18 protein-coding genes, 1 tRNA gene and 1 pseudogene are annotated in these 17,347 nt (G+C 59.5%); 10 read left to right on the top strand and 10 right to left on the bottom strand.

From position 1 onward, the window contains the following. On the top strand, positions 1 to 530 hold a 530-nt coding region (locus L8V22_RS09615), incomplete at its 5' end, for a hypothetical protein (RefSeq protein WP_269966485.1). Here the strand turns inward: L8V22_RS09615 and L8V22_RS09610 are convergent. The 3 genes from L8V22_RS09610 to L8V22_RS09600 all read right to left on the bottom strand — a co-directional run bounded on the left by L8V22_RS09610 (position 484) and on the right by L8V22_RS09600 (position 3,534). Continuing rightward, a complete protein-coding gene (locus tag L8V22_RS09610) occupies positions 484 to 1,935 on the bottom strand; it encodes a phytoene desaturase family protein (RefSeq protein ID WP_238801880.1) in 1,452 nt (483 codons plus the stop codon). The two genes, L8V22_RS09615 and L8V22_RS09610, sit on opposite strands and share 47 nt — an antisense overlap. A 306-nt stretch (positions 1,936 to 2,241) precedes the next feature. Next, positions 2,242 to 2,895 carry a rhomboid family intramembrane serine protease gene (locus L8V22_RS09605; protein WP_238801881.1) on the bottom strand — a complete coding sequence of 218 codons (654 nt, stop codon included), beginning with the start codon at positions 2,893 to 2,895 and terminating at the stop codon, positions 2,242 to 2,244. A 108-nt stretch (positions 2,896 to 3,003) separates the two neighbouring features. Then, on the bottom strand, positions 3,004 to 3,534 hold the full coding sequence (locus L8V22_RS09600; protein ID WP_005326254.1) for a peptidylprolyl isomerase: 531 nt from the start codon (positions 3,532 to 3,534) through the stop codon (positions 3,004 to 3,006). A gap of 69 nt (positions 3,535 to 3,603) precedes the next feature. Between L8V22_RS09600 and L8V22_RS09595 the strand changes: the two genes are divergently transcribed. Continuing rightward, on the top strand, positions 3,604 to 4,263 hold the full coding sequence (locus L8V22_RS09595) for an HAD family hydrolase (protein WP_238801882.1): 660 nt from the start codon (positions 3,604 to 3,606) through the stop codon (positions 4,261 to 4,263). Here the strand turns inward: L8V22_RS09595 and L8V22_RS09590 are convergent. Further along, a complete protein-coding gene (locus L8V22_RS09590; protein WP_238801883.1) occupies positions 4,223 to 5,860 on the bottom strand; it encodes a dihydroxyacetone kinase family protein in 1,638 nt (545 codons plus the stop codon). The two genes, L8V22_RS09595 and L8V22_RS09590, sit on opposite strands and share 41 nt — an antisense overlap. Positions 5,861 to 6,002: 142 nt before the next feature. On the opposite strand from L8V22_RS09590, the gene L8V22_RS09585 reads away from it, so the two are divergent. After that, positions 6,003 to 6,641 (top strand): DedA family protein, encoded by a 639-nt coding sequence (locus L8V22_RS09585; protein WP_238801884.1) that lies wholly within the window; start codon positions 6,003 to 6,005, stop codon positions 6,639 to 6,641. A 48-nt stretch (positions 6,642 to 6,689) separates the two neighbouring features. Here L8V22_RS09585 and metE read toward each other — a convergent pair whose 3' ends face one another. Together metE and L8V22_RS09575 are read right to left on the bottom strand one after the other, a co-directional pair. Further along, the gene (metE, locus tag L8V22_RS09580; protein ID WP_238801885.1) at positions 6,690 to 8,960 is read right to left on the bottom strand and encodes a 5-methyltetrahydropteroyltriglutamate--homocysteine S-methyltransferase; all 2,271 of its coding nucleotides are present in this window, start codon (positions 8,958 to 8,960) and stop codon (positions 6,690 to 6,692) included. Then, entirely contained in the window at positions 8,947 to 9,879 is a 933-nt protein-coding gene (locus L8V22_RS09575) for a methylenetetrahydrofolate reductase (RefSeq protein WP_238801886.1), read from the bottom strand. The genes metE and L8V22_RS09575 overlap by 14 nt, the downstream gene beginning before the upstream one ends. Positions 9,880 to 10,161: 282 nt before the next feature. Between L8V22_RS09575 and L8V22_RS09570 the strand changes: the two genes are divergently transcribed. The 3 genes from L8V22_RS09570 to L8V22_RS09560 all read left to right on the top strand — a co-directional run bounded on the left by L8V22_RS09570 (position 10,162) and on the right by L8V22_RS09560 (position 11,807). Continuing rightward, entirely contained in the window at positions 10,162 to 10,911 is a 750-nt protein-coding gene (locus tag L8V22_RS09570) for a hypothetical protein (protein WP_238801887.1), read from the top strand. A gap of 121 nt (positions 10,912 to 11,032) precedes the next feature. Continuing rightward, positions 11,033 to 11,236: a hypothetical protein gene (locus L8V22_RS09565; protein WP_005326240.1), complete on the top strand. Its 204-nt coding sequence runs from the start codon at positions 11,033 to 11,035 to the stop codon at positions 11,234 to 11,236. A gap of 100 nt (positions 11,237 to 11,336) precedes the next feature. Beyond that, positions 11,337 to 11,807 carry a GNAT family N-acetyltransferase gene (locus tag L8V22_RS09560; protein WP_238801888.1) on the top strand — a complete coding sequence of 157 codons (471 nt, stop codon included), beginning with the start codon at positions 11,337 to 11,339 and terminating at the stop codon, positions 11,805 to 11,807. Here L8V22_RS09560 and L8V22_RS09555 read toward each other — a convergent pair. Further along, positions 11,804 to 12,052 carry a hypothetical protein gene (locus L8V22_RS09555; protein ID WP_238801889.1) on the bottom strand — a complete coding sequence of 83 codons (249 nt, stop codon included), beginning with the start codon at positions 12,050 to 12,052 and terminating at the stop codon, positions 11,804 to 11,806. The two genes, L8V22_RS09560 and L8V22_RS09555, sit on opposite strands and share 4 nt — an antisense overlap. A 248-nt stretch (positions 12,053 to 12,300) precedes the next feature. Then, positions 12,301 to 12,373, bottom strand: a tRNA-Ala gene (locus L8V22_RS09550). A gap of 157 nt (positions 12,374 to 12,530) precedes the next feature. Here L8V22_RS09550 and L8V22_RS09545 point away from each other — a divergent pair. Both L8V22_RS09545 and L8V22_RS09540 read left to right on the top strand, forming a co-directional pair. Next, on the top strand, positions 12,531 to 13,394 hold the full coding sequence (locus L8V22_RS09545; protein WP_238801890.1) for a polysaccharide deacetylase family protein: 864 nt from the start codon (positions 12,531 to 12,533) through the stop codon (positions 13,392 to 13,394). Then, on the top strand, positions 13,394 to 13,942 hold the full coding sequence (locus L8V22_RS09540) for a DNA-3-methyladenine glycosylase (protein ID WP_238801891.1): 549 nt from the start codon (positions 13,394 to 13,396) through the stop codon (positions 13,940 to 13,942). Before L8V22_RS09545 ends, L8V22_RS09540 begins: the two co-directional genes overlap by 1 nt. A gap of 18 nt (positions 13,943 to 13,960) precedes the next feature. Here the strand turns inward: L8V22_RS09540 and L8V22_RS09535 are convergent, their stop codons facing one another. After that, positions 13,961 to 14,446 carry a MarR family winged helix-turn-helix transcriptional regulator gene (locus tag L8V22_RS09535; protein ID WP_238801892.1) on the bottom strand — a complete coding sequence of 162 codons (486 nt, stop codon included), beginning with the start codon at positions 14,444 to 14,446 and terminating at the stop codon, positions 13,961 to 13,963. 67 nt (positions 14,447 to 14,513) lie between these two features. Beyond that, positions 14,514 to 14,891, bottom strand: coding sequence for an MmcQ/YjbR family DNA-binding protein (locus tag L8V22_RS09530; protein ID WP_238801893.1), 378 nt, complete (start codon positions 14,889 to 14,891; stop codon positions 14,514 to 14,516). Between the two features lie 347 nt (positions 14,892 to 15,238). Between L8V22_RS09530 and L8V22_RS09525 the strand changes: the two are divergent. Next, positions 15,239 to 16,447: pseudogene (locus L8V22_RS09525) on the top strand (IS110 family RNA-guided transposase). 315 nt (positions 16,448 to 16,762) lie between these two features. Beyond that, positions 16,763 to 17,326 (top strand): esterase/lipase family protein, encoded by a 564-nt coding sequence (locus tag L8V22_RS09520; protein ID WP_143339263.1) that lies wholly within the window; start codon positions 16,763 to 16,765, stop codon positions 17,324 to 17,326. Positions 17,327 to 17,347: the final 21 nt, after the last annotated feature.

Below are 17,347 nucleotides of genomic sequence, written 5' to 3'. Positions count from 1 at the left end.
TTTCGGTGGCCTACGCGGCCGTGCACATCGCGTTTTCCGACACCACAGTACTCACCGGCGCCGCTCCCCTCCGCCTTTCCGTGCGCAACTACCTAGGTAACGTCCTGGGCTCGGGCATGGTGTGGGGATTCTTTAGCTACCTCATAGGAAAGAATTTCTCGGGGTGGTGGCTCAAGGCACTCCTGGCCGGTACGGAAATGATCGTCTTGATGCTGGCCGTGCACTACGCCTTGCTCGTGGTCTTCGGCGTGTACAACTGGCGCGAGGCATTTGAGTACAACGCCCAATGGTTTATCCTGGCGCTCATCTCTGGACCGGTATTGGGGCTGGCCGGCGCGGCCTCGGCCCAGTTCCGGTGGTTCGACTACCTCGCCGTCCTGGGCTTCCTCCTCGAGCCTGTCCTAGCAGGGCTCGTCCCAGGCAGTTCCTACCTACCCCGCACCACGACCATCCCTGGGTACTTCGCCGCTGCGACTCTCTGGCTCATCGGTGCGGGCCTCTTTTTCTGGCTGCGCCGTCTTTCCCGCTGAGTGCTTCTTCGGCGGCCCACCACCCCGGCATACCGTGCACGCCAGCACCGGGAGCGGCGGAGCTAGAGGCCATAAATACTCCCGGCGCGAGACGATGCAGATGGGGTGAAAGGCGTGGCCGCAGCAGAGTTTGCAGCCCGGTCATGGCCCCGCCGGCAATATCGCCGCCCACCAAGTTGGGATTCCACCGCTCCAGTTCGGCCGGGCTAGTGGCGTGGGTAGCCAAGATGGTATCCCGAAAACCGGGGGCAAAGCGTTCGATCTGAGCGCTAATCAATTCGGTTACCTCGCCCGGATAGCGCTCCACATAACCATGTGGGACGTGCGCATAAGTCCACAGCGTAAGCCCCCGGGAAGGGTCGGCCACGTATTGTTGGCAGGCCAATACTAGGGGTCGCTCGGGCATGCGCTGCTTGCCGACGTCCCCCTCTGCCCTACAGATCTCCTCCACTGTGCCTCCCACATGCACGGTGCCGGCCTGGCCCACGCGCGGGTCGGTCCACGGCACGGGCTCGCTGAGGTGGAAATCCACTTTGAAGACGGCGCTGCCATAGCGCCAGCGCGCCAGGCTCCGGCGAACATGACTGGGAAGCTCTAGCCCTCCGAGGCTCAGAAGCTGGCGCGGGGTCAGATTCACAATAGTCGCCTCGGCCTCAGGTAATTCCCGCAGGTCGCGAACCTCGCAACCGGTATGGAGGCGGGCATGGTGGGAGCGGAGGAGGCTCAGTAGGGCGTCGATAAGAGCACCGGTGCCGCCCTCCACTACGGGCCAACCGCGGGTCATGCCTAGCCCGCCAAAGAGCAGGCCGAACGCGGAGGTAAAAGGCTTGGTGGGCGAAGTAATAGCATGCACCGCGCTGCCGGAAAAGAGCGCGCGGGCCTGTGGGGTGCGAAATGCCGCCCGGGCGAGCTGACTGGCGGGCAAAATGCCGGCCGCACCGAACTGTGCCAAGCGCACGGAGCGATCGGGCCAGCGCACCAGCGGAGTAAGCGCGTTTTCCACATGCTCATCGATGTGGCGGACAATGTGTCCGTGCAACCGTGTCCACGCCCGAGCATCAACGCCCAACTCCGCTACCGTATTCGCCAGCGAATTGTGCAGGATCCCGGCCGGGGCACCCTCTAAGGGGTGGGCCATGGGATAAGGAGCGTTTCGCCACCGCAGGCCATGGGATTCCAAATCAAGGGAACGGAAAGCCGGACTCGCTATGCCAAAAGGGTGACCAGCCGCCCCGAGATCCACAATCGTGCCCGGGAAAATCTCCGCCGAGGAGGCCGCCGCACCACCGGCCCAGCCGGCCCGCTCATAGATATCCACACTCCAGCCAGCCATGGCCAAACGCGCCGCGGCTGTGAGCCCATTAGGTCCTGCGCCGACAATCACAGCGCGGGGTTGGTAATCCACAATGCTCCTTATGCAGGTCAGTACCCAAATTTATCAGTCTTGTTAACACAATGGGTAGAAAGTTATCCACAGGCTGTGGAGAAAACCTGTGAAATGTGAATTTCACACAATTATTAACACCCTGTGGATAACTGTTTTCACGGGCTTCCACAGGTGGATTTTCCCACTTTCACACGCCCTAGACCAGCGTGATCAGGGAAACCTCCGGAAAGACGTTCGGTAAATTACAAAAATGTAGTTATCCACAATGTGGATAAACATTGTGGAAATTTTTCGCACATGCTTTCCGGTGATCAAATTCCACAGTTATCCCCAAACCCCAGCTTGTTGGGCTAAGAACGCGAGGAGCACCGCGGTCACCGCAACAACACCGCTCCAGCGAAAAACTGGGCTTTTTCGATAGAGGAAAAGGCTCAACACGATGCCTGTGCACAACCCGCCGAGGTGCCCCCACAGAGATACGCCATCGGCCAGGAAGGTATAGGCCACATTCGCCACAACGAGGGCGATGGGCGCGCGGAGATTGAGTCCGCGCTGCCGGTAAGCGCCCACAAGCATGACCATGAGAGCGAAGAGAGCACCGGAGGCGCCAACAGTGGGGGTATTGAAGTCGAATTTCAAGATCATGGCGGACGCACCCAGACAAGAGGTGAAATAAGCGGCGAGATACAACCCAGTACCAAGCGTCCGCTCCACCTCCTTGCCTATGAGCAAGAGCATGATCATATTCACCGCTAAGTGGCCTGCGTCTAGGTGCATGAACTCCGAAGACAGCGCAGCCTGAGGGCGGAAGGGATAATCCGGTCCCCACAGTCCCCAATCCGCTGCAAGCGGGGAATCATAGAAGGTGGCACCTAGCGTGCGCGCCTGCACCGCGGTAATCAGCCAAGCAATAATGCAGACGGCGGCGATGAGCGCGGTCGCCGGGGTAGCGCGGACATAGTTTCTCACCATGGTCATGAAGTTGTCAGTCCTTTAGGCGGGGTCTAGCTGTGGATAGCTCGGGGAAAACTGCAACGAGCCCGCCGCCGCACGAAAATGCGGTGACGGGCTCGAAGGAAAAGGCGATTACGCGATATCGATGGACTCGATAACGACGTCCTCGTGCGGACGGTCCATGCGGTCGGTATCAACCTTGGCGATCTTGGACACAACCTCCTGAGAGGCGGCATCGGTAACCTCACCAAAGATGGTGTGGTGGTTATTCAAGTGCGGGGTTGGCGCCACGGTGATGAAGAACTGAGAGCCGTTGGTGCCTGGGCCGGCATTGGCCATAGCCAGCAGGAATGGGCGGTCGAACTGCAGCTCCGGGTGGAACTCATCCTGGAACTGGTAGCCCGGGCCACCGCGGCCGGTGCCGGTCGGGTCGCCGCCCTGGATCATGAAGTTATCGATAATGCGGTGGAAGATTGCGCCGTCATAGAACGGGCCGGACTGCTCGCCCTTTGCGTTCTGGGTGGAGTAGTCCTTCTCGCCCTTGGCCAGGCCGATGAAGTTTTCAACGGTTACCGGTGCATGGTTACCGAAGAGATCGATAACAATGTCACCGTAGTTGGTATGCATCGTTGCAGTTGCGGTCTTCTGAGTCATGCCAGCCATTGTAAAGAATTTAGCGCGCGCCTGCCGTACATGACATAACGCTGTCAGCGATCGCGCTAACCTGAAGGCATGATTCGCGCGTTGCTTTTTGATCTGGATGACACTTTGCTCGATCACACCGGCGCGGCCCGAGACGCGGTGGATCAGTGGTGCCGCGAACTCGGCCTGCCCGAGGGCCAGCATGCGCGTTTCGCGGCCATTGAACGAAAGTGGTTTCAAGCCTATGAGCGCGGCGAGGTCTCGCACCACGGCCAGCGCGCGGCGCGCTGCCGCGAATTCCTCGGCCGGAACATGAGCGATGCCGAGGCCCTGACCGCCTACGACGGCTATCTTTCCGCCTACCGGGAGCAATGGCGCGCTTTTGCCGACGCCCTGCCCACCCTCACCTGGGCCCTCGAATCCGGTTTTCAGGTAGGCGTGCTCACCAACGGCGAGCGAGAGATGCAGCAGGCGAAGCTGGAAGCAACGGGCCTTGCGCTTGCCGACGTCCACCTCATCCCCACCGTTGACCTCGGCTGCCCCAAACCACAACGGGAGGCCTACCTCGCTGCTTGCCGCCAGCTGGAAGTGGACCCCGCGAACACGCTCATGGTGGGCGATTCCCTGGCCAATGATGTGCAGGGTGCGTGCAAAGCGGGGCTGCGCGCCCTCCACCTCGACCGTGCTGGTGAGGGAGATCTGCGCTCGCTTAGCGCACTGAGAGAGGTTCTCCCCCAAAGAGCCAGCTGACCACGATCGCGCCCGGATCGATAACGCCCTTGCTGCGATCGCCCAGGTAGGAGGCGCGGCCCTTCTTTGCCGCGAGGTCTTCGGTGTCGAGGGCGCCGGCATGGGCGGCTTCGAAAAGCGCCTGCAAGGTTTCCGCGTCCGGGTTCTTCGCTCCTAGTTCGCGGGCCTTTTCTGCGGCCGGGATAAGAGCATCGAGCATGGTGCGATCCCCGCGCTGGGCGCCGCCGAGCTCGTGGATGAGGTCAGCCGCTGCATTGAGTCCGTCGTCCAGCGACTCCGCCCGGGCCAGCTCGTTGAAGAGCGTGCCGAAGACGGCGCCGGAAGTGCCACCTGCGAGGACGAGCAGGCGCTTAGCCAGCCCGGTGAGGATCTCGGTATCGGTGCCACGCAGGGGAAGCTCGATGCCCCCGAAAGCCGCCTCCATGTTCTGGCCAAAGTCGCCGTCGCCGGCCTTGCGGTCCAGCTCCGTAAGCGCCTCGAAGGAGGCTTGGAGACGCTCCACAAAGGCGGTGAGCCACTGATTCTCCTCGCCCTCGGTGGGAAGTTCATCCTGGAAGGTGATGGTGGCGGGTTCCACCGCCTTCGCGCGGCCCAGGGTGTGTGGCCAGGCGGGGGCGGCAGTGGGGGCGTCGATAAGCTTGAGCAGCTCCGCATCGGCTTTGAGCAGAGTAAAGGAAGCACCGTGCATATTGACCGCGGTGACATAGGATCCCACCAAAGACCGAGCGACGGTGACGCCACGCTGGGCCAGCTGCGCGGAGGCCTCACCAAAGAGCAAACTCAGCTCCAGCGGGGTGGTGCCGCCTAGGCCGTTGACCAGGCACACCACTTCATCGCCTTGGCCCAGGTCAAGGGCTGGCACGATCTTATCTAGGACCTGATTCACGATGGCGCTCGCGCTATCTACCTGCTCGGTGTGCGTGCCCGGCTCACCGTGAATACCCACTCCCACCTCCATCTGACCGGCTGCAAGGTCAAAGGTCTCGCGGCCGGTAGTCGGCATGAATCCGGCGCCCAAGGCCACGGACATGCTGCGGGAATTATCCGCGGCACGCTGCCCTAATTCAGCAACCTTATCCACGTCGTCGCCGCGATATGCAGCAGCGCCGGCGACCTTTTCAACCAAGATCGTTGCGCCCGTGCCGTGTCGGCCGGGGCCATCTTCATGGCCATCAGTGGCAAGATCATCGGCTACCAACACCGTGCGCGTGGTTACCGCCTCGGCAGCGTTGCGGGCGACGGTGAAATTCATGACGTCCCCGGTGTAGTTTTTCACTACGTGCACTACTCCCCTGCCCTGGTCCGCCCACTGGGTGGCCTCACTGACTTGCACCGCGTTGGGGGAGGTAAAGAGCAGTCCCGGACAGGCCGCAGCGAGCATGCCTTGACCGACGAACCCGGCGTGCATCGGTTCATGACCGGAACCACCACCGGAAATCACCGCCACTGCTGGATCACCGTCCGCGGTGTGCAGTGATGTGGTGCGGCCGATGAATCCCACGTCGTGCCAGCAGGCATCGGGGTGGTTTGCGATGAGCCCGGCAAGGGCATCGGAAAGGAAGGTATCTTGACTATTGCGGAATGCGGAGTGCTTCATACTCCCACGCTAGTGATGTTCCTAACCTAGAAGCTAGAACGAGCAAAGAAACATACCGATTCCATTCGGACACCCAGCTGATTCGCAGCAAGTTCGCAATGTGCAGAGGATACTAAAGAAATCGCTACGAAAGGATCCACACATGGATTTCTTGTCCTCCCTGCACAACCTTATGGACGCAGGCTCGCTGCTCCAAAGTTTCGGCCCCTATATTCTACTCGGCGTAGCCGTGGTCATCTTCATCGAATCCGGCGTGCTTTTCCCCTTCCTGCCGGGTGATTCGCTGCTCGTTACCGCCGCAATCCTGCGCCACGAGCTAGACATCATTGCCTGGCTGCTCTTTGTCGTAGCAGCAGTGGCTGCCTTCGCGGGCGACCAAGTGGGCTTCTATTTGGGTCGCCGCTTCGGGCGCAAACTCTTCAAGGACGATGCCCGCATCCTGCGCACTGAGCACCTCGATAGCGCGGAAGACTTCTTCCAGCGTCACGGTCCTTTGGCCCTGGTATTAGGCCGCTTCGTACCAATCGTGCGCACTTTCGTCCCCTTCGCCGCCGGCACCACGGAAATGGGCTACAACTCCTTCTTGCGCTGGAATATCCTCGGCGGCATCGGCTGGGTAGGCTCCATGCTGCTGGTCGGCGTACTGTTGGGCGGCATCCCGGGCATCGCCCACTCCATCGACATCATTATGCTCATCGTCGTGGCAATTTCCGTGCTGCCGATGATAATCGGGTGGATCAACAAGCGGTATAAAGCAAAGCACGAAATCCCGGCCAGTTAAGGACTTTTTGCCCATTTCCCCGCCGGGATTCCGTGTGATTATGAGGTTTTAGAGGGATTCACGTACCTCATCGCGGGCCAGCACCATATTGCGCAGGGAGGCCTCGGTCTCCTCGTAGCCGCGAGTCTTAAGGCCGCAGTCCGGGTTAACCCACAGGCGCTCAACCGGTACGTGCTTGAGCGCAGCACGGATAAGCTCGGCCATCTCCGCTACAGATGGCACGCGCGGCGAGTGGATATCATAGATTCCCGGTCCGATCTCGGAGTGGAAGGTCTCGTCGATATCCTCCAGCAGCTCCATGCGGGAACGGGCCGCCTCGATAGAGGTGACATCGGCGTCCAGACCAGCAACGGCATCGATGATCTGGCCGAACTCCGAGTAGCACAGGTGGGTGTGGATCTGAGTGGTCGGCTTGGCCTCGAGCGCTACCAGGCGGAAGGAGCGCACGGCCCAATCCAGATAGGCCTTGCGATCTTCTTCACGTAGCGGCAGCAGCTCGCGCAGAGCGGGCTCATCGATCTGAATGATATCGATGCCGGCCTCCTCCAAGTCACGGACCTCATCCGCCAGCGCAACGCCAAGTTGATCAGCGGAGACGGACTGGTGCACATCATCGCGGACGAAGGACCAGGCCAGGATAGTCACCGGGCCGGTGAGCATACCCTTGACGTGGTGCTCCGAGAGCGATTGCGCGTACTTGGACCACTCGGTGGTCATCGCAGCCGGGCGTGAGATGTCGCCTACGACTATTGGCGGGCGGGTGCAGCGGGAGCCATAGGACTGGACCCAGCCGTTTTCGGTAACCACAAAGCCTTCGAGCAGCTCGGCAAAGTACTGAACCATGTCATTGCGCTCTGGCTCGCCGTGTACGAGTACATCGAGGCCGAGACGCTCTTGCAGCTCGATGACGGACTTGACCTCATCCTTGAGGGCGGCGTTGTAGTCGGCGTCGGAAAGCTCGCCCTTGCGGTGCGCCGCACGCGCCTGCCGGATCTCCTTGGTCTGTGGGAAGGAACCGATGGTGGTAGTCGGCAGCTGCGGGAGGCCGAGTTCCTTCTGCGCCTCGTTGCGCTCGGCAAAGGCAGGCTCGCGCTTGACCTCGCCGGCCGGCAGCTTCTCGATGCGCGCCTTCACCGCCGCATTGTGGATGCGCTCGGAATCAGCACGGGTGCGCACCGCGCGGTCGCTGATGCTATACGCCTCCGGTACCTCCAGCGGGCCCTGGGACAGGGCGACGACTTCCTTGACCTTCTCGTTGGCGAAGGAGAACCAAGTAGCAACGTCGGCAGGCAGCTTGGTTTCTGCCTCCACGGTGTGCGGCACATGCTGTAGGGATACGGAGGTAGATACGGAGGGGGAGTCGAGGCTTGTCTCTAGATCCTCGTACTTGGAGCGCAGGTCACGCAGGTTGGCGGCCCAGACATTGCGACCGTCGATAAGCCCGGCAACCACGTGGGTGTTCAGGTTCTTCACGCGCTCAAGGTAGCCCTCATCGAGTGCCAGGGTGCCCACGGAAAGGTCCACCTGGACGGCCTCTGGCTTAAGTTCCGCCAGAACGTCAAGACCCTTGCGCGCAGAGCCGTAAGGCGTGGTGAGATATACCTGCGGGCGGTTGTCCGCACTCAAAATGGCCTCATAGGCTCGCTTGGTGTGGGCGGCTAGCTCCTCATCGGTGGCAACGGTCAGGTCTGCTACCAGGGCAGGCTCAGCCAGCTGTACCCACTTCACGCCGGACTTATCCAGCTCGGCCAGTATCTCCTGGTAGGCCTTTACGGCATCATTCAGGCGGTCGAGCGGAGATTTAGTAGCACCCTCAGCCTGCTTGGATAGCGCCAGCAGGGTGACTGGACCGACGAGGTACGGGCGCACGGTATGGCCTGCTGCGCGGGCCTCTTCCACCAGCTTGATAACGCGCTGTGGATGCGCCGTGAAGTCCTGGTCATCGGAGATTTCTGGGACGATGTAGTGGTAGTTGGTATCGAACCACTTGGTCATCTCCAGCGGCGCGGTGTCCTTATTGCCGCGAGCCAAGGTGAACTCATCATCCAGGGTTTCGCCAGCCACCGCGCCAACGGTCAGTGCGGTCTCGAGCACCTGGTCGTAGTAAGCGACGTCGGCTGGAATGGCATAGTCCTCAGTAAGACCGAGGTCGCGCAAGCGGTTATAGGTATCCAAGCGCAGGGAGTGCGCGGCAGACTCGAAGGTCTCCGCATCGATGCGGCCGGCCCAGTAGGATTCCAGCGCGCGCTTGAGTTCGCGATTAGCACCGACGCGCGGATAGCCCTCAATCGTCGCCTTGGGGAAGTTAGTGTTCGTCATTGTCTACTCCGATTCGAGATAACAGGTCTTGGGTAATGTCCGGATTGTTGTGGGTATAGATATGGAGGCCGTCCGCGCCGCCGGCCACGATGGTGCGGGCCAATTGGGCGGTAAGCTCCATGCCGATTTCGTATTCCTCTTCTGGGGTTTTCGCTGCCGCGAGCTGAGTGCGCACCCTTTCGGGTACGGTCAGCCCGGACAGCTGGCCCATTCGCTCCAACCGGCGCAGGCTGGTCATGGGCATAATCCCCGGAATAAGGGGGATTTTTACCCCGGCCAACTTGGCCTTTTGGGCGAAGCGGAGGAAATCCTCGGCGTCAAAGAAAAGCTGGGTGATGGCGAAGTCCGCGCCAAGGCGCTGCTTATTGAGCAGAACGTCGAAGTCCTCGTCCTCGTTTTTGGATTCGGCATGGCCGCTGGGGTAGCAAGCTACGCTTACCGCGAGACGGCCGGCGGCAAAGCGGGCTGCCTGGTGGCTTTCCAACTCACGGATGAGGCGAACCAGTTCATCGGCATGCTGCAGGTAGTGCTCTGGCATGCCGCCTTCGGGAAGGTCGCCGCGCAGAGCTAGCAGACCGCGCACGCCAGCATCTACTAAGCGATTAATCCATTCGATGAGCTCATCGCGCGATCCGGCTGTGCACGCCAAGTGCGCCAGCGGGCGCATGGAGGTGTTCTGCGAAATCTTCTCAATGAAGGCCGCGGTTCCTTCCAACCACCCGGAGCGCTGAGAGCTGGTCACAGCGATGTAATCGGGGTGATAGCTTTCCAGGACCTCTAAAAGGCGGTCGATCTTGGCGGCATCGGCATTGTGGCGCGGCGGGATTACCTCGAAAGACAGGGCAAGGCGCTGGGGCACATTTGCTTCTTCTTCGCTCTCATAATCCAAGGGTGCGGAAGCAGATAGTCGCGGGCTCATGGTCACCTCCTTTGCTGGTCGTCGTTGGTGTGTTGAGAAAAACGTACCAAGCTGTTCAGTTTGCGCGATAGCAATCTGTCAATGGTAATACCTTTGCAGCCCTGCAAACTGCGAGGTTGGCGAAAAATCGGCTGAATAATAATCCCGCAATCTGAACCAAGCGGTCTATTTCCGGTGCGTACCCCCAGCACGCCACAGCGCCAACGGTGGTACACCTCCCACCGCGTCACTATGCTGGGTGAAAACGAATTGATAAATCTGAGTTAAGGAGTGTTCCACCCCATGAACCCCACCACGCTAAACGTGGCTTTCAAGACCGCATCGAACCTGTGGAGCCAGTTCAATAACTACCGCGAGGAAAAGTCCCGCGAGGCCTATACCGCCTTGGAAGAAGCCGCACAGAAGATGGACGAGCGCGATAATGACACCTTCGCCGAATCCCGCCGCCAGGCCGGCGCTGTTACCCGCGCCGCACACTCTCGCCTCGAGCGTGCTCTGGAGGAATTCAACGACTACCGCGAAGACGCCACCGAGCGCTTGAACGACGCCAAGGAAGAAGCCACCAAGAAGGCTAAGAAGGCCCGCAAGCAGGCCAAGAAGGATTCCCAGAAGGCACAAAAGAATCTCAAGAAGAAATCCGCCAAGGTAGCCAAGAAGCAGAAGAATAAGAAGTCCTCTAAGGGCTGGATCTTCGCCGGCATCATCGCTGTGCTGTCCGCTGCGGCCGGTGCCGCCTACTACTGGCTGCGCTCCAATGACAAGCCATCTCAGACCCCGCCGCGCGTGGATGACTTCCAGTCCGATTCCCATACCGCTCCGGAGTCAACCTTGGTCTACACCTCCACCAGCGAGAATGACAACCAGTCCGACCTCGTTGAAGAAGGTGCCGTACGCGATGAGGAACTTCTCGGTTCCATCGACGAACAGCTGGCCAAGCACCGCGAGGAAGAAGCTGCTCAGCCAGTTGATACCACCCGCGTTACCGATGACCACCAAAACGAGGGCAAGCACCGCCTGCAAACCGATGAATAAATACGCTTATCACCCCGCCGTGGGGGTATGTATAGCGTTGTCTAGATCTCATTTCTTTGCTTAGACAAAAGTCTCTTGATTGAATTCCCACATTAGGGATCTTTCTACAAGGAGATGAACAATGAGCTTTGAGTCTCTCACCGTCAAGCTCAAAGACGGCTCAACGTACTACTTCCCGGCGGGCGCGGTGTCCAAAGACCCTTCCTCTCGCGTGGACAACCTGCGCTTCGCCATCGATAACGGAACCACCTTCCACTCCGTGGATGAGGCCGGCATCGAGCGCGAGTTCAACGGTCACGACGTCCGCAATTACCACCTAGCCTAAGCGTTAGCACAATCCCTTCCCCGCAGTTCACCAACCTGTGCGGAGGGGATTTTCGCATGCCCACCCCCACGCTGCTGCCTCGCCGTCTATCGTGGATCTTATGGAACTTCGCGCAACGCAGGAATCTGACCGCACCTACCTCGCCCGCCTCAACTTTCTTACCGATACTTTCGGTGACGAGCACGGCGAGCTCTCCCCCGACTTCGCCGATGATTTCGCCTTCTACGTGGAAAATTGGGATCCCAACCAGGGCGGTTTCATCGCCTGGCAGGAGCTCGTCCCGGCTGGCGGCGTGTGGCTCAACTGGGGTACGGAGGACAATCACGGCTTTGGCTTTGTCGAACCCGCCATTCCGGAGCTCGCCATCGCGGTCGAGGCCCGCTATAAGGGCCAGGGCATTGCCACCGCGCTTATCGACGCCGCCATTTCCCTCGCCCAGACCCTGCGCGCCCCCGGCATCTCGCTAGCCGTCCACCCCGATAATCCCCGCGCCAAGGGCCTCTACGAGCACCTCGGCTTCGAACACGTAGGCAGCCACAAGGATCATTTTGTGATGGTCAAGCGCTTCTAAATCGAACGCAGGCGGGCGTGGGTGACGTAGATCGGCTCGTTATCCACGGCCGTCTTAAATTCTTCGGTCAGGCCAGCCATAACTGCCTCACGCGCCTCTTCGCGGGTGCTGTGAAAGCTCACAACCTCACCATCCACCGCGGCTTCGCCGCGCTTGCGCACTACAACGTATTCTGCGCCTTCCGGCGCCGAGACTTTCTTCTCTGTGGAGGTAAAGGGATCACTGTAGCGAACATTGGCGGTCATGGTTGGTCTCCTAGTGGTATCGCGGGACAGTAATGATTCCCCGTTCACTGTACTGAAAGTTTCTCCCCCGCGACCTTGCACACTTCCGCCCTCTTCTTTCACCGTTCACGATTTTCGTCCATGTAAACCGGCACAACCGTCGACGGAAACCACAGTTTGTATGGACGAAAATCGCTAAATCAACCCCCTGAACCCCTCCACATAGAAAAAGTCCGGCCCCTCCGAAGAGGAAACCGGACTTCATACTGTGGAGCATAGGAGAATCGAACTCCTGACCTTCTGCTTGCAAAGCAGATGCTCTACCAATTGAGCTAATGCCCCAGTGCCTAAATACTTTACTACCGCAGGCGAAGTAACTCCAAACCTGAACCACACAAACCACCTTGGTCACTTTAGGCATGTCCTATCACTTCTGTAACACGCAGGCGCTAGAGTCATGGGCACATCGTGTCCACTTTCCCTCATCCTTAGGAAGACTATGCGCCGCATTCTCACCTCTGCACTCACCGTGCTTATTGCCGCCGCCATGCCAGCAGCCGCTCATGCACAGTTACCGCAAATCCCACGATTGCCTGCGTCTTCAAGCGCGGATATTCAAGGAGAAATCAACCATCGCCTCGAGGATGCCCGCGCACAGGTCGAAGATTTCAGCTCCCAGGCATTTCCACACACTGCCCCCGGGAAGAAGGCACCCGCCGCCCCAGCTCCAAAGAAGCCGCAGCCGCGCAGCGAAGGTGGCGTCGACTGTGCCAACTGCGTAGCTATCACCTACGACGACGGCCCCGGCGCCGAGACCAACCGCCTGCTGGACAAGCTCAAAGCAAAGAACGCGCACGCAAGCTTCATGGTGATCGCCCCCAGTGCTGAGCAGCACCCTGAGCTCCTCAAACGCATGAAGGCCGAGGGCCACACTATCGGCAACCACACCAAGAGCCACCGCCAACTCAACACGCTGTCCTACGAGCAGGTATCCCAAGAGATAGACGCCGGTAACGCCGCTATTAAGAAGGCCACCGGCCAGGGGACGCGCTGGGTACGCCCGCCCTACGGAGCTACCAACGCCACCGTGGATCAGGTAACCCGCGATAAGGGCGTCTCCCAGGCGCTATGGGACGTCGACACCGTGGATTGGAAGGACCGCAACTCTGAGCACGTCTGTTCCTCGGCCGTGCAGGGTGCCCGCGCCGGCTCCATCGTCTTGATGCATGATATCCACCCCACCACCGTGGACGCTGCCGATTGCGTCATCGATGGCCTACGCGCCAAGGGCCTCGAGCCTGTGAGCATGGATCGCCTCCTGCGCACCCCTGTGGCAGGTAAGCGCTACTACGCTCGTGGTTAATGATTGATTTTGCTCTGACTGCCGACGCCGTCGCTCCCCAACTCCTCGGCTGCACCCTCACCCATGCCGGAGTGAGCATCCGCCTCACTGAGGTCGAGGCTTACCTAGGCGCCGAGGACTCCGCGGCACACACCTTCAATGGCAAGACCCCGCGCAATGCGGCCATGTTCGGTCCGCCGGGCAGGTTCTACGTCTATATTTCTTACGGCATCCACCGCAACGTCAATATCGTCTGTGCCCCTGAAGGGACTGGCCAGGGCTGCCTGCTGCGCGGCGGTGAAATCATCGAGGGTGCCGATATCGCCTTCGCTCGCCGCGGCACCACTGATTTTCATAATCTCGCCCGCGGACCAGGAAATTTGGGCAAGGCCCTAGGCTTCACGTTGGAAGATAACCACCAACCGATTCAGATTGTAGAGCGAACCTCCGAACCAGAATGGGTACGCGGACCGCGTATCGGTATCTCTAAAAACCAAGAAGCGGCCCTACGGTTTTGGATCCCTTTCGATAAAACCGTCTCGGCCCGCCGCGGCTATCCCAAGCAATAGCCCCGCAAAGTGCGCTGCTTAATAGCGCCCACCATAACGCTCATCATTCTCAATGGCCTTTATGATCCGCTCATTGATCTGCAGCATCTGGCGGATCTGCGTGCGGGTCAGGTTATCCATCACGGACCTCCTCGCCTGCTTAGCGTGTCTAGGCGCGGTCTCTACTACTTTGTCCCAGCCGCTATCCGTGAGCTTTGCCATGGTGGTGCGGCCATCAGTCGGGCACGGCTGGCGCACGACCCACCCCTGCTTTTCTAGGCGCGTAACGACCTGGCTCAAGCGGGACAAAGATCCATTGGCCGTAATCGCCAAATCACGCATACGCATCTCGCGATTTTCCGCCTCAGATAGCCGAGAGAGCACCGTGTATTCAAAAAAGCTCAGGCCTGCGTCATCACGCAGCTGAGCATCCAAAATATTGGTCAAGCGAATATTTACGCTCATTAAGGACATAAATGATGCGAGCTCTTCATCATTTAGCCAGTAGTCATCGCGCTCGGTCATGGGATTTATTCTATCAACATGGCTTTAATTTTAAAGTGACTCGCCATTGTCCTTAATACAAAGGGCTTTAGTGCACAGAGGACGGATCGATCGGCCGCCGCCCTCTCGGCAGCTTTTCCACCACCAAACGATAGGAGTCCGTGACTAACTCCTCTACCAGCCGTTCGTGCAGATCTGCGTGTGGATAGACAGAAACCCAATGCCGCTTATTCATGTGGTAGCCCGGCGCAATGAATGGATACTGCTGCTGTAGCGCTTGGCAGTCCTCCGGCTCGGCCTTAATGATCATTTGCTGTTGACCGGTCACCGCTGTCAACAGCAAGAAAATTTTGCCGCGTACTTTAAATACGTCCCAGTCGGGACCAAAAGGATGCAGCACCTGCGAACCGAGCATCTCTTCGGCGCGCTGCCACGCAACCTTGTAGATGCCGCTCCCGTCCAACATCGCCCCCCATTTCGTTGTTAGCAGTTCCACCTCAGAGCACCGAAGATTCATAGCCTGTCCACCCGATTGGGCGGGTTATGTTTATTTCCGTTCCCTCCGTCTGAAAGGACAGTAGAACTAGTCGCTGGCTTCGGTATGGCTTATTCCCGCCCCTGTCTGAAAATGATCCGGGGGTGATGCCGCCGAAGACAGTGACATACTCAAACAGCTCAATAGGAACCTGACCCAGCCCAGGTGGTATGAGGTCTCACAGTAATGTAGATGCCAGTACTAAGTATGTCCGACCACCCCCAGCGATGAAGCTCAAATAGTCCAACTTCTAATTCATCGCTAGGAGGAACACACCCATGGCCTATGACTTCGTCATTGGCGTGGACGTCGGCAAATACTTCCACCACGCCTGCGTCCTCGATCCCCAAGGCAGGCAAGTCCTGTCCAAACGCATCAATCAGCATAAAAGCTCGCTCCGCAAGCTCTTCGGCCAATTCCTCGCCGACAACACCTCAGTCCTTGTCATTGTCGATCAACCCAACAACATCAGCCGATTAACCGTCGCAGTCGCCCAAGACATGGGGGGCAGACGATCGCTATCTACCAGGGCTTGCGATGCGACAGCTCTCTCGCATCCACGTCGGCAACTCAAAGACCGATGTACGCGACGCCTACGTCATCGCCCATGCCGGTCTTAACCTTCCAGACGCCCTGCGCAACGTCGACCGCGTTGAGGAAGTCTTTACCCAGCCAAAAGTTCTCAACGGTATCGACGAAGACCTCGCCCGAGCCTACACACGCCAAATTAACCAGATGCGATCCGCGCTCGTGGGAACCAATCCTGCATTCGAACATGTCCTGCGCGGACAGATGATTCACCGAAAATGGATCCTCCACCTACTTGCAAAATACGGCGGCCCCACCAAGATTCGACGCATCGGTAAAACACGCCTAGCAGCCTTTGCGCGCAGTCACAAAGCACGCAATCCCGAGCCTGTCATCAATGCCATGCTTGCTGCCATCCACGGACAGACCATGTCCATTGCCGGCGCAGAATACGCCGAACTTGGCGTAGCAATGTCCGCCAAAGACGCACTGGCCAAACTCGAGCATCGCAAGGAAATCGAAGCACAGGTACTCAAGCTCATTCAAGACATTCCTCAAACCGAGATTCTTTTATCCATGCCCGGCATCGGCCCACGTAGCGCCGCGCAGATCCTCATGACTGTTGGCGATATGTCCGACCTCCCCGATGCAGCGCACCTAGCGTCCTATACAGGCCTATCACCACGGACAAATCAATCAGGAACGTCCATTATGCCGAATTCACCCAACCGCGCTGGCAACAAAAATTAAAGAACGCCCTATGGCAATCGTCTTCTGCATCGACCAGATTCCACGAGCGTTCCCAGCAATTCTATGAACGAAAACGCAAAGAAGGCAAAAGACACAACGCCGCAGTCGTCGCACTCGCACGCCGACGCCTCAACGCTCTCTTCTCCATGATGCGAAACGGCGAGCACTACCGAGACATCTCTACAGCTCAGGAGGCTGCAGCAGCCTAAAGCCAACAGACCCCCATCCAAGCCGATTGCACAGCAAGCCCAACCGGCTCCTCAAGGTACCCAAAACAACATCTACGAGACGAAGCAGAAACCCTTCACACCCCCAACAAGCCCACCCACGGAGTTGACAACCTATATAGGAACACCCCCGACGAGGTAACGAGAATCCCCTCGTCGCTGTCGGACGGCGGTTTCCCGACCGGTGGCCCGGCCGCCGGCAAACCTCACCCGCGGCCGCCCGGGCCCTGTCCATGGCCAAGCCCGGTCTGGTGCCCCCGGCGCCAACGACTTCCGGTGCCGCCCCGGGACGGTGAATTGCCCGTCATCCTCATTCCCGGGACCCGGGAGGACGCCTACGCGAAATGGGCGGGCCTCGCGTCCCGCCTCGCCCGGGCCGGGCTCTGCGCCTACACGTTCACCGACAACCCGCTCGTCGTCGATGGACACCCCGTCGAATGGGCTGTGTTCAGCGGCGACATCCGCCACAGCTCGAAAACACTGGATTCCGTCGTCGACCGGGTGCTGGCCGCGACCGGAGCCCCGGCGGTTAACCTCGTCGGGTATTCGCAGGGCAGCGGACCCCTGCCCCACCACTACATCCGGGAGCTGGGCGGGGACCGGGTCGTCGAACAGCTCATCGGTACCGGTGCCTCGAACCACGGGCCCCGGGCGCACAGCGCAGCCGATCGCTTTGACGTCCACCCCGAGATGCGCCACGGATACTCCCGAAACGCCGGCAAAACGAACGCGCTTGCCTGGGAACAGCAGATCTCCGGTTCCATGCTGCTGAATGAGCTGACCATCGGCGACATCACTCGACCGGGCGTGCGATACACCTTCCTGGGCACGCGGCACGACAATGCCGTGCTCCCCCACTAAAACTCCTTCGTGCGGGAACCC

It is taken from the genome of Corynebacterium yonathiae (assembly GCF_027570195.1).
Taxonomy (GTDB): Bacteria; Actinomycetota; Actinomycetes; order Mycobacteriales; family Mycobacteriaceae; genus Corynebacterium; species Corynebacterium yonathiae.
Note: the sequence above shows the minus strand (reverse complement) of the source record. Positions and strands in the feature narration are given on the sequence as shown.